The 12,312-nt window shown below is 62.5% G+C and carries 8 protein-coding genes and 1 riboswitch; of the genes, 4 read left to right on the forward strand and 4 right to left on the reverse strand.

The features are described 5' to 3' along the window. Positions 1-76: 76 nt before the first annotated feature. The gene (locus ACZ1JC_RS01725; RefSeq protein ID WP_465139631.1) at positions 77-1,348 is read right to left on the reverse strand and encodes a S41 family peptidase; all 1,272 of its coding nucleotides are present in this window, start codon (positions 1,346-1,348) and stop codon (positions 77-79) included. Between the two features lie 98 nt (positions 1,349-1,446). On the opposite strand from ACZ1JC_RS01725, the gene ACZ1JC_RS01730 reads away from it, so the two are divergent. After that, entirely contained in the window at positions 1,447-2,049 is a 603-nt protein-coding gene (locus ACZ1JC_RS01730) for a winged helix-turn-helix domain-containing protein (protein ID WP_465139630.1), read from the forward strand. Between the two features lie 424 nt (positions 2,050-2,473). Beyond that, positions 2,474-4,912, forward strand: coding sequence for a prolyl oligopeptidase family serine peptidase (locus ACZ1JC_RS01735; RefSeq protein ID WP_465139629.1), 2,439 nt, complete (start codon positions 2,474-2,476; stop codon positions 4,910-4,912). A 207-nt stretch (positions 4,913-5,119) separates the two neighbouring features. On the opposite strand, the gene ACZ1JC_RS01740 is transcribed toward ACZ1JC_RS01735, so the two are convergent. Together ACZ1JC_RS01740 and ACZ1JC_RS01745 are read right to left on the reverse strand one after the other, a co-directional pair. Further along, on the reverse strand, positions 5,120-6,649 hold the full coding sequence (locus ACZ1JC_RS01740) for a PepSY domain-containing protein (RefSeq protein WP_465139628.1): 1,530 nt from the start codon (positions 6,647-6,649) through the stop codon (positions 5,120-5,122). Between the two features lie 4 nt (positions 6,650-6,653). Further along, positions 6,654-8,660: a TonB-dependent receptor plug domain-containing protein gene (locus tag ACZ1JC_RS01745; protein ID WP_465139627.1), complete on the reverse strand. Its 2,007-nt coding sequence runs from the start codon at positions 8,658-8,660 to the stop codon at positions 6,654-6,656. A 186-nt stretch (positions 8,661-8,846) separates the two neighbouring features. Next, positions 8,847-9,092, reverse strand: a riboswitch (cobalamin riboswitch). A 38-nt stretch (positions 9,093-9,130) separates the two neighbouring features. Here ACZ1JC_RS01745 and ACZ1JC_RS01750 point away from each other — a divergent pair. Then, positions 9,131-10,135 carry a hypothetical protein gene (locus tag ACZ1JC_RS01750; RefSeq protein WP_465169058.1) on the forward strand — a complete coding sequence of 335 codons (1,005 nt, stop codon included), beginning with the start codon at positions 9,131-9,133 and terminating at the stop codon, positions 10,133-10,135. A gap of 86 nt (positions 10,136-10,221) precedes the next feature. On the opposite strand, the gene ACZ1JC_RS01755 is transcribed toward ACZ1JC_RS01750, so the two are convergent. Further along, a complete protein-coding gene (locus ACZ1JC_RS01755; RefSeq protein WP_465139625.1) occupies positions 10,222-11,103 on the reverse strand; it encodes a helix-turn-helix domain-containing protein in 882 nt (293 codons plus the stop codon). 137 nt (positions 11,104-11,240) lie between these two features. Between ACZ1JC_RS01755 and ACZ1JC_RS01760 the strand changes: the two genes are divergently transcribed. Next, positions 11,241-12,305, forward strand: a complete 1,065-nt coding sequence (locus ACZ1JC_RS01760; protein WP_465139624.1) for a phosphotransferase family protein — start codon at positions 11,241-11,243, stop codon at positions 12,303-12,305. Positions 12,306-12,312 lie beyond the last annotated feature (7 nt).

A 12,312-nucleotide genomic window follows, 5' to 3' on the forward strand; every position in this document is an offset into this window, starting at 1 on the left:
ATGACCGGCAGGTTTTATTGCTGACCGTAGGGAAGCTGTCCGACGGGTTTCGCAGCGCCCTTGGGCCGCTGCTCTCTTATGGCGAGGTGATCTGGTCCGTCGGCTCCAGATACCTTGGTGCGGCTGCCCCTGATGGTGGGTTGAGCACAAAGCGTGGGTAGGAAAGAACCAATCCGGTATTTGGAAGCGGTACGGATTGTACGCCGCTGGATTGCTGTGTTCGTGCACTATTTCCAATGCCCGTTAAGGTACCGAAGCCATAATCGCGCACGACATTGGCGAACAACACCGCTGACGAGTACGTCAATGGGCCGATCAAGACCTCAACCTTGCCGCTGAATCGCAGCGCTTCGCCAGGGATTGGGGCGGTCGCGGTCTCGATCGTTCCTGAGGAAAGGGAGCTATCGCGTTCGCGTTTAACGTAAGTCGATCCCTGCTTGTATGGCTTGGTGGCAACGTAGCGGAGGATACCCTCTTTCCACATGTCGTCATCGCCGCCACCATTGGCGCTGACGTCGATTACCAGACGCTGCGCCGAAGCCGCCTTGATCCGTGTGAAACAGTCATGCGTAAATTTGAAGAACTGTGCCTTGTCGCTCCAAGCGAAGGAGACAACCGTCATCAGTGCCGTATGGTCCGCGTCGATGCGACAGGAGTAAAGGCGATCAAAGTCAGCTTCTTGCTGCAGGATTGCGGGAAGCACATGTCCCGCCGATACTCGATGTGAGGCGTGGTCACCGGCGAATTGAAGATCGTAGACTGCCGGCGTGCCATAGAGTTTGGCGAACCCAAGCCACCAGCGCTGCGATAGCAAAGCTGCCCGAAATGCCGGCGTGTCTCCATGCATCCGGGCCAGCAAGGCGTACGCTATATCCTGGGCATCACGGCCATTTATTTGCGTGATCCTACGCCCGGCGTACGGCGTCGCGGCACCGCCCAGTTTTGCGGTAACGACCGGATAACCCTGCCTGTTGAGCTTGACTTCGAAAGGGAAAAATCCGGCTCCCTGGCGCACTTCCTCTGCGCTCTGTTCTCGCCAATTCGGTAGGCCAATGAACAAGTGGCCGTCCGCGAGCAGTGGGTTGAGTTGCGCCATGGCCGCCCACGCCTCCGCTTGCGTCATGGGGCGGGAAAGCTGCCCCCGTATTGATACTGCGGCGGCTTCCAGACGCTCTTGGGTGGTCGAATGTTCAAGTTGGGGATCCTGCCGTTCAATCGTGTCGATGGCGAAGCGCAAATCTGCCTGCAGAGCGGCGGGTTCGAACGATTGCGGAGCGGCCGCCAGGCAGGTGCTAGACAAAATGCATGCCGGAACCACGATTGCAGCAAGGACCTTAGAGCAATTCACGATCAGCCTTCCTCGTTTGCAGCCTTGTACGGATCTCGGGCTTCCATGGAACGATTCGTTGAAATATATGGGTCGTATTTCAACAGGAGTCCATGTGGATGGGTGATCAATTCGATCCAGGGGCGCTCGGCGATCCGGCGCTGATCCGGCTTCTGAGTTCGCCAATGCGCCAGGAACTGGTGGACACTTTGGCTGCCATCGGAGGCGAGGCGAGCGTTGCGACGTTGGCCGAAGAACTGGGGCGCCCGGCAGATGGTTTGTATTATCATTTGCGCACGCTCGCGGCGGGCGGGCTGATCTGCGAGGTGCCGGCGGACGAAAACGGCGATCGTCGCTACCGATTGGCTAGCCGCAGCGGCGGTCCAATTCGGCTGGCCTATGATCTGCGCCCTGAAGGCAATGCTGGCGAACTGCGTAATTTCGCTCACGCATTGCTGCAAATAGCCGAGCGCGATTTTCAGGGTGCTTTGGGCAAAGTGGATGCTGTCGTGTCCGGTCCTGAGCGCGAGCTATGGGCTTCACGCAACAAGGGTTGGCTGAGCGCCAGCGACCTGATCGAGGTGAACACGCTACTCGAACGCTTGAGCGAATTGACGAGCCAATCGAAGGCGGAAGGCAAAGATCGCCTTGTCAGTCTGGCTTTTTCGTTGGCTCCAATCGATCCACGTCCCAAGCGGAGGGCGTCCGGCAAGGTGAGATAGGGATTGCGTAATGCGTGCGCCGGTGCCGATAGTTCGTCGCGCCCCGAAGAGCGGGACCGCTGGACGAGTATCGAGGGACGGCGATAGCCCATGATTGTCCGACAGGAGGCGCGATCCGTTTCCGGTTCAATGCGCGATGATACGGTTGATCCGTGTTGCCTGTTTCAAGGCGCAGTGGCGCGTTGAGTCTTTCGCTCTTAGCTGGCGTTAGATCGGTCATCGCGGCGAGTGGTCGCAACGTATCAAGGTCAGACATCTACGCAAGCATTGCAGCGTTCCGGACCTTTTCCGGAAAGGTGAGTGCTTGAGCACAAATCCGGATTTTACCCTCCGATCAGATGTTGCGCGCCTCTTGTCATTTCCTTTTTTCTACAGGATGTTGCCGGCAAGACGCTCTCCAACACCTCAAAGGAAAAATCCAAACATGCGCCGCTCCGTGCTTTGTCTGCTGCTGGCCACAGCGGTTCCCGCGCTGGCGAATGCCGAGCCTTCCGGTTACCACCGTGCACCCGAAGCCATCGCGCGCATTCTTGAAACGCCGCCGACGCCCGCCGTGGCGGTGAGCCCGGATCACCGGACGCTGGCGATCCTGGGCCGCGAAAACCTGCCGACGGTTGCCAATATGGCCAAGCCGATCCTGCGGCTTGGTGGCTATCGTATCGATCCTGCCACCAACGGGCAGGCCGAAGTGCGTGTGGTCTGGCTCAACGCCCTGACCTTGCAGGATCTTGCCAGCGGGAGGAAGGTTGCAGTCTCTTTGCCTGCGGGCACCCGGTTCACGAATGCCAGTTGGTCGCCCGATGGCAAGCGCCTTGCAATGGTGGTGCAGGTGGCGAATGGCCTGCAATTGTGGACAGCGACACTCGATGGCAAGGCCGCGGCTCTGGTCGAGCATGTCAACGGCGCGTTTCCCGGCGCTCCTTACGAGTGGCTTCCCGACAGCCAGGGGCTGATCGTGCGCGTGGTCGATCCTGCGCGCGGGACGCCACCTGCGGAAAGCACGGCGCCGACCGGCCCGGTCGTGCAGGAAAGCAATGGACGTCGCTCGGCCGCGCGTACCTACGAGGATCTCCTCGGCGACGCGCATGACGAGGCGTTGTTCGACTATTACTTCACCGGCGTCCTCATGCGCGTCGGCCTCGATGGCACCGCAAGCGCTATCAAGCCGGCCGGGCTGTGGACCGATTTCTCGGCCTCTCCCGATGGTCGCTATCTGCTGACAGAGCGACTGAAGCGACCCTACAGCTACCTGCTACCGGCCGGATTCTTCCCGACCGAGATTGCCGTTTCCACCGCCGAAGGTCAGCCCGTCCGTACCATCGTCGATCGCCCGCTGGCCGACGATCTGCCGGTCGATTTCGATGCCGTGGTGAAGGGGCCGCGCGAAGTGGAGTGGCGCTCCGATGCGCCTGCAACCCTGCTCTGGGCCGAAGCACAGGACGGTGGCGATCCCAAGCGGGATGTCCCTGTTCACGATCGCCTTTTCGCCCAGTCCGCGCCATTCACGGCGGCCCCTGCCAAGTTCGCGGATGTCGCAAAGCGCTATGCGGGAACGCTATGGGGTGACGATGGCTTCGCGCTCGTCCTGGACCGCGAATGGAAGACGCGTACGGAACATCGCTATGCCGTGTCTCCCTCCAACTCTGGCGACGCGCGCCTTCTGCTGACGCGCAATTATCAGGACCGCTACGGCGATCCGGGCATGCCTATGCTGGAGGGGAACGTCGCTGGCAAGCCAGTGATGCGCTTCACGCCCGATCACAAGGCGGTGTTCGCCTCGGGCGAAGGTGCGACCAAGGCGGGTGCTTTCCCGTTTCTTGCCCGCATGCCGATAGAAGGCGGTGATCAGACCCGGCTTTGGATTGCGCAGGCGCCCTATTACGAGTCCGTTGAGGCGCTTCTGGACGATGCCGGCAAGCATATTCTGACACGCCGTGAAAGTGCGAAGCTGCCGCCGAATTACGTGATCGAGACGGTCGGTGGCGGCAAGCCGCGCCAAGTGACGGACCTGCCCGATCCTGCCCCGGTCTTCGCCGGCGTGACCAAACGCACGATCACGTACAAGCGGGCCGATGGCCTGCCGCTTTCGGGCACGCTGTATACGCCAGCCGGTTACGACGCGAAGCGCGATGGCCCGCTGCCGACACTGCTCTGGGCTTATCCGGCTGAATTCACGGACCCCAAGGTTGCCGGCCAGACGGTCGACGAAGGTAACCGCTTCGTGCGTCCGCGCGGGATCAGCCACTTGTTCCTGCTGACGCAGGGCTATGCCGTGCTCGACGATCCGGCGATGCCGATCATCGGTGAGAACGGGGCCGAGCCGAACGACACTTACGTCAAGCAATTGCAGGAAGACGCACAGGCGGCAGTCGACGCGGTCGTCGCCACGGGCGTGGGCGATCGCAGCCGTATGGCCGTGGGCGGGCACAGCTATGGCGCCTTCATGACGGCCAATCTGCTGGCCCATACGGACCTGTTCCGTGCCGGCATCGCACGTTCGGGGGCCTATAACCGCACGCTGACGCCGTTCGGATTCCAGGCCGAGCAGCGCACTTACTGGCAGGCGACGCAGACTTACACCGAGATGAGCCCCTTCACCTTCGCAGACCGGATCAAAGCGCCGATCCTGCTGATCCATGGCGGTGCGGACGACAATTCGGGCACGTTTCCGATCCAGTCCGAACGCATGTACGCCGCCTTGAAGGGCAATGGCGCGATCGTGCGCTACGTCGTGCTCCCCAACGAGCCGCATGGCTATCGCGCAATGGAATCCACGCAGGAGACCTTGTGGCAGATGACCGACTGGCTCGACCGTTACGTTAAGCCTAAAGAGGCGGTCGCCACTCAAAAAACAGGGAAGTGATTGGGACGGTCGCCTTGTGACGGCGCCGGCCGTCACAAGGCTGGCGGGCTGCCAGTTGCTCCATAGCGCCCCGGAAGGCACGGCGCTGGCGCCGGTAGATTTGCGGAGCGGGCGTCGCTCTCAAGGTGGTACCCGAGGTCGGCTGGGCGGAAAGCAGATGTCTTCCGGCAATTGGCCAAATCACTGAAGGCCATTCTCGCTCAGCCACTATAGGAGCGGTCTGCGCCGGCGCCTCCGCCGCCAAAGACGTCGTAAATCGCGGCGAACCTTGTTCCACGCCATCCACGTTCCCGTAGCGCAGACCAGCGTGACGGCTGCGAGCAACGGCAGCACCACGAAGTCCCACCAGGGTCGCTTGCGCAGCACCGGGAAATCGAGACTGTGCAGGCCATCCTGCAACCATCGGAAACCGCGCCCGTTGCGATCGAACGCGCGGACGATCTGCCCGCTGGTCGGGTCGATGTAGAGCCCCGTCTTTTCGGCATCCGCCAGTACCGCGCGCCAGACCGGCAATGGCGCGGCGAAGCGGTGGCGGTAATAGTAGGCATCTTCCTCTCGCATCAAATCGAGTGAGGCCGCGGCCATCGGCCCGGTCAGCGCGGCGCGCAATTCCGGTTCGGTCAGCGGAGAAGAATTCCCGGTGGTATCGAGCCGTACCGGGCTATTGCCATGCCGCGAAATCAGCAGGAAGGATCGTCCGCCGAGTGGCGCGGTTTCCACTCGCACGGGGCCGGATGGAAGATCGTGAATGGCCGAAAATGCCTGCCGCACATCGCGCCAATGCATTGGTCCCGCCAGTCTCTCACGCTCCGCCAGACCAGCCATGCTATCGAGGAAACCCCAGGGGTTCATCGAGAACAGCCCGCTGGCCACCCATGTCAGCGTCAGCAGGCCGAAGAACAGGCCGAAGACGTGATGCCACCACCACAGGCCCTTATAGGGCGAACCGATATTGCCATCGCGCTTGCGGCGCACGCGGGCAATGCCCGCCCAGATGCCGGTCGCGGTGAGGAAGCAGCCGGCCAGCGAAGTCCAGATCACCACCTGGCTCCACAGCGCGCCGTCCTGCCGGAGGATCGTGGGGTAGAGCCAGTGCGGCACCGCGCCCAGCCAGCCCCAGAAGCGCTGAAAACGAGTGGTCTCCTGTACGACCTCGCCCGATTTGCCGGAGACGTAGATCTCGGTTCCGGCCGGATCGGCAAAATCCACGCGGAAGAGGGGCGCGTTGCGTTTGTAGGTCTGGACCGTCCACTGGTCGATATCGGTTTCGACCGGTGTTGCAGCGCTGCCCGCAATGCCGTGTCCCTCGGCGAAATCGGCGGCAATTCGGCCGATTTCGGGCGTGCCTGGCAAGGCGAGCGGCTTGCCGCTGGCAAGGTCGAAAGCGGCGGGGGTCGTCCGCATCTGCGGGATGGGTCGATCGGCGGTGTCTGCGGGAGTTACCCGCAAGATTGTGCGGCCCGCCATCATCTCCATGCGAGCGGAGGCGATCGGCGTGTCCGGAGCAATATCGACTGCCTCGAATGCCCCCGATTCCGGCAGGTGCAGGGGCGCAAGCCCGTTTACCTGCGCGGAAGGTTCCAGCCTCGGATAGTCCACATAGATCATCACGAAGCCCGAAAGGCACCAGATCGTCATCAACAGCCCGACGAAGACGCCAAGCCAGCGATGAAGCACAAGGATCGGGCGCGGCAGCAGGCTGCGCGAACGGACTGCCCGAGGCTGAAAGGTCGTCATCGCCTCAGAAGCTCAGGCCGTAGCTCATCCGCAACGTGCGCGGCACGCCCCGGTTGAAGTAAAGGAAGCGGCTGTTGCTGCCGTCGAGCGCGCCCTGATCCGTCACGGCCGATTGATAGCCGCGCGTCGCGTATTCCTTGTTGAACAGGTTATCGACATTGACGCCAAAGCGGTTCCGCCGCGCTGTACCGTCTAGGTAGAGATAGGCTCCGGCATCGACCAGTGCATAGTTGCCGTAGTTCCGGCGCCCAAAGCCTGATGCGGTGGACCAGACATCGCCGATCCAGTTGACCGAGAGATTGGCGCCGAATGGCTGGTTCTCGGGCGCATAGGACAGCGTGCCCTTGGCGTATTGCTTGGGATTGCGGTCGAGCTGGGTCGACGATCCCTTCTCGCGCACGCGGGCGTAAGTATAGCTGGCGTTGAGGCTCCAGCCCCCGGCCATCTGCGCCATGAGTTCAAGCTCGCCGCCTTGCGAGCGGACCTTGCCGTCGAGATTGGCGTAAGTGCCGTTCGGGTAGGCGGGATCGTCGTAGACGGTATCGATCATGTTGGTGATACGACGGTTGAAGTAGGTCGCTTTCCAGCCCAGCGAGATGGCACCCACCGGCACCGTGCCACCTGCTGAGGCATTGAGATTGAGGCTCTGTTCCGGTTCGAGGTTCGGGTTGCCGATCTCGCAGCAGGGATCATTGCCGTAAAGCTGCGAGGCATCGGGCAGCACGAAGGAGGTGCCGCCGTTCGCTTCCACATAGAGGGCATCGGCAAGATCATAGCGACCCGAGACGTTCCAGATCGTCTTCTTCGCGCCATCCGTCCGGTTGTAGCGCAGCCCGGCGGCAAGACGCCCCTTCGACGAAATCTCGTCGGTAGTGCGGACCTGGAAGATGCCCGCGTGGACCTGCTCACTGGTCGGCGCGATCAGCAGCACGTCATCGCGGCCGGAGAAGTTCTGGAAGTCGTAGCCCAGCAGGTATTCAAGGCCGGGGTGGAGGTGCAGCTTCACCACCGCGCTGCCGCCCCAGTCGCGATACCCCCAGAACGTGCCGGCAGGGTAGATCACCTGCGGCTGAAGATCGGGAAGCGAATTGCGGATCTGGACGTAGGCGGTCTTCCAGTCGTGGAAATAGCCCTTGAGGAAGAACTGCACCGTATCGCTGCCGGTGTAGTCGAGCCGGACGCTGGCGATTTCCTCGTTCCGGTCGTTCCTGCTTTCCCGGATGCGCGTGGGCGAGAGGTTGTCCAGCTTCGCCTCGGTGTGCTGGTACTGGGCATTGAACGCCAGATCGGGAGCAACGTCATACTGATATTTCAGGCCCGCCGACCAGAGATCGTAGCCAAGGCGGCGATCGGTCAGGCTGGGCTGGTAGGCGCTGTAAGGCATGTAACCTTCGGACTGGTTGTGCGAGGCATAGGCCACGAAGCGATGCCCGCCCACCGCGCCGCGCAGATAGCCGTCCACGCTGGTCCCGCCCCACGAGTCCACCGAGGCATTGGCCTGGCCATTGAAATCGTCGGTAAAACTGCGCGTCACCACATTGATGACGCCCGCTGAGGCCTGCGTGCCGTAGAACAGGCTCTCTCCGCCGCGCAGCACTTCGATCCGCTCGATCATGCTGGCTGGCAGTGTATCGTTGGGCGAAGTGCCACCGTAGAGGCGGTTGTTCAGGCGAATGCCGTCCATCGTCCACAGAACGTCCTGCGTGCGCGAGCCCTGAAGCGACACGTCGACATAAGTGAACGGACCGTTGCGGCCGCGAATGTAAAGGCCGGGCACCGATTCCAGCGCCTTGACCACGTCCACCGCGCCGCTGTCCTTGATCTGCTTTCCGCTGACGGTGACAACGTCGTTACCGTACCGGGAAAGCTCCTGCGGCAGAGTTTCCTCAAGGCTTTGGCCAGTCACGACGATGGCCTGATCCTCCCCGGTTTCCTCGGCGCCGGCCGGCGTGTTCCAGACAAGACCAAGCGCCACGGCAAGCGCCGTGTGCGAAACGGATGCGAACTTCATTTCATTCCCCCTGTCGAGCGCCATGCGATCCGAAGCAGGGGACTGCCGTTCGCGAACGGCCGGCGCGCCGTCCGGCCGGGCGCCCATGATAAAGGGACGACCGCTCAGCGCACCGTGCGGCCCCTGCCGCTGGTTCGTCGCTCAGACGGAGAAACACCGTGCCCCGGCCATCCCCTGGACCAAAGCAAGAGCGACCGAACGCCGGCAGGTCTCCTGGCTCGCGGGTCATAGCTTGATGCACGGCCTTCCCAGGCCTCGCATGTCTTAGCGTCCGGCCCAGTGGCTGCGACAGGCGCCTTGGCCCTGCCGCGTGATGTGCATCGCGCTCGCCGCTTACAGTTGCAGGGACAGCCTCGGATTCGAAGGGCGAACCCCTCTCACCGTGTTCCCATTTTAAGCCTCTCTCGAGGCACCGGCGCGATCTTGTCCGCCATCCCGTTTAAGGGAAGGCGGGCGCAGAGCTAGCTGGGGTGTGTAATTGGCGCAAGAGTGAACTGTCTGGTGGCATTCGCGAAGACGATGCTTTTTCTCCCGGAAGCTGGCGCTGCCTCAAACCGGTTGAGGCAGCCGATATTCCCGTTGCGATCGCGCCTGTTGAGCGGATACCGTTTCCTATGGCCGCCATGGCATTCGGCCATGGCGCGGCCTCAGCGCAGAAAACGGACTCCGTTCTGAAGCCGACATCGCCATGGAGCTTGTCCCCGGCGCAGGACAGTTGCGTCCTCTCGCGGCAGTTCGGCAGGACAAAGGATAATCTGTTTCTGCGCATGCGCACGTTCTCGCCGGGATACAATTTTGACTACACCCTTGCCGGGCCGCCAGTCACGAGGATCAAGTCGGCGCAGGACAAATTCATCGCTTATGGATCTGGTGCCCCGTTGCCATTCCTGTCGCTCGCCTCTGGTGTTTCGGCGGCACATGGCGCGGCCATCATTTTCAATACCGATATGTCAGTCGACCAGCGTGCGCTTGAGAAGGCGGATCGTTCCTACCCAGACGCGGCGTTGGAAGGTAGTATCAGCCGGTTCAGCATCAGCGCCGCCAAACAGAAGCTGGTCCTGGATACAGGGCCGATTGCGCCGGTTATGAACGCGGTGCGTCATTGCACGGACGAACTGGTCGAAAGCTGGGGCTTGAACCCGGATGTGCAAGCGAAACTGTCCCGTCCTGTGAAGGCGCTGAACGCCCGCGCCGTGAATGCATTAGTCGCGGCCGACGACCCGCCACAAGCAGTCAGAAGCCTGGGAGGATTTGCCCGTCTACACCTACGTGTAATGGTCGACGCAACCGGTGCGCCGACCGAATGCAAAACATTCCCGACCGATGGCGTGCCCGATTTCGAAGTCAATGCATGTGATATCATAATGAAAAACGCCCGCTATTCGCCGGCCCTTGACGAGCATGAGCAAACCGTACCGTCGTATTTCATGTCAGCGATTTTCTTTGCCACCCCTGAATTCTTGCGTTCGCGATAGGATCGCTTCGGCGACATCGCAACGGCGTCTGAGGTCGGTTTCTATTTGGCGTCCCTTAACTCCGGCAGCGCAAGGTCGCCACGGTTTCAGACGTGTTCTTTCGAACGCCAGATGCGCTGCTGGTACTGGCGCGGTGTCAGGCCGGTGGCGCGGCGGAAGGCATGAGCCAGGCTGGAGGTCGAGGCGAAGCCCACGGCATCGGCCACTTGCTTGATGCTTTCCTGCGTGGCGAGCAGGCGTTTCACCGTTTCCAGCCGGTGGTGATGGACATATTGCCCCACGGTGCAGCCCCGGCTGCCCAGAAAGCCGCGTGTAAGCTGGCGGACGGAGACGCTGCACAGTGCGGCGAGTTCGTCCAGCGAAGGCGGCATTGCATCGCGCTCCAGCCGTTCGTCGATCACGCGCAGGCGCCAGGGAGCCAGGCCGCCGTGCGCGGTTTCTTCAGCGATTTCCTCGAAATAGCGGCATAATTCGATGGTCAGTTGGGTGGCGATCGAGCCGACCAGCAGTTTGGAATCCCGGCGCGGTGTGCGCGCTTCTTGGGCAAGGCGGCGCAGCAGCAGGCGCACGGTCTGGCTGGCGATGTCCAGCGCGGCAGTCAGACGGGGGGGCGTCCATTCCATGCGCTCGGCGAAACGGTGCTGCGCAAGCCGTCCGCGCAGTTCGCAGCGGATCGAATGCTGCACTTCTGCCCCGTCCCATCGTAGCTGAAGCGGATGGCCGGGCGGCACGAAAACGATATCGCCCAATCTTTCGAAACGGTGCCCCGTCAATCCGTCCGGTGCGAAGGCTCCGCGCGCATTGGTGGGGCGCGGGGTGACGCAGAGGTCCAGCAGCGCATGATCGCTTGCCAGCATCGTCGTGCCTCCGCTCGACAAGCTGCCGTGGACGATAGTGACTTCGGCCGAGGAAAAGCTGAGGTCGGCCCCCGCCCTTGATCGTCCCCGTCCTTCGCTCGCTGCGTTCATGCTCTGAGATCCCGCCCAATACTGCGTCGCAATTTGGCCAAATCTCCGCCTCTCGTCCAGATCGGGATGCATGACCGGATTGCGAAGGGGCACCGGGATCCGCAGACTGGCGGCAAGACAGAACACTGGAGGATGCCATGCCGCAGCAGATGGCCGAAGCGCTCGACGACTTCGGCGGCCAGATCGATTGGACCCGCCTCAACGAATGGATCGCGGCGCAGGACGTGCCGGGAAGCGGCCCCGTAACCGCCGTGCGCAAGCTGGCGGGCGGGCTTCAGAACAGCGTTTTCCTGATCACGCGCGGCGGCGAAGACCTGATCCTGCGCCGGCCGGGCAAGCACCTGAAGCCCAAGAGCAATGAGACCATGCTGCGCGAGGCACGCGTGCTGACCGCGCTGGAAGGCAGCACGGTGCCACATCCGCGCGTGCTGGCGACCTGCGCCGATCCGGACGTGATCGGGGCCTGCTTCTTCCTGATGGAGCCGCTCGAAGGCTTCGCGCAGTCGGGCGAGTTGCCGGGACAATATGCCACCGATGCCGGCTGGCGGCGCGCCATGGGGGAGGAACTGGTCAAGGCGGCGGCGGCACTGGGCGCGGTCGATCACGTCGCGGTGGGCCTTGCCGATCTTGGCAAGCCCGACCAGTGGCACGAACGGCAGGTTGAGCGCTGGCGATCCCAGCTGGAAGGCTATGCGGCAACGCCGGGCTACGATCCGGGCGAATTGCCGCATGTCGATGAAGTGGGCCGCAGGCTGGCCGACAACCTGCCGACCGATCGCCGGATCGGTCTGGTCCATGGCGACATGCAGTTTCCCAACGTCATGTTCTCGCTGAAGGCGCCGAAGATTTCCGGCGTGCTCGATTGGGAACTGGTTTCGCTGGGCGATCCGCTGCTCGATCTGGGCTGGATCCTGTCCAGCTGGTCGGAAGCCGGCGATCCCGAAGGCAAGGCGCCGATGGTGCGCCCCTGGGACGGCTTCCTGTCACGGCGGGAACTGGTTGAATGCTACGGCGCGCTCAGCGGGCGGAACATGAGCGAGATGCCGTGGTTCTTCGCGCTTGCCTGCTACAAGCTCGCCTGCCTGCTGGAGGGCACATACGCCGCTTCCAAGGCCGGAAAGGTGCCCGCCAATGTGGGGGAATCGGTCCACGGCTACGCCACCTGGCTGATGACCAAGGCGCGCCAGATCATCGCGGGTTGAGACCCGC

The organism is Sphingomonas sp. BL-S-28 (assembly GCF_055521515.1).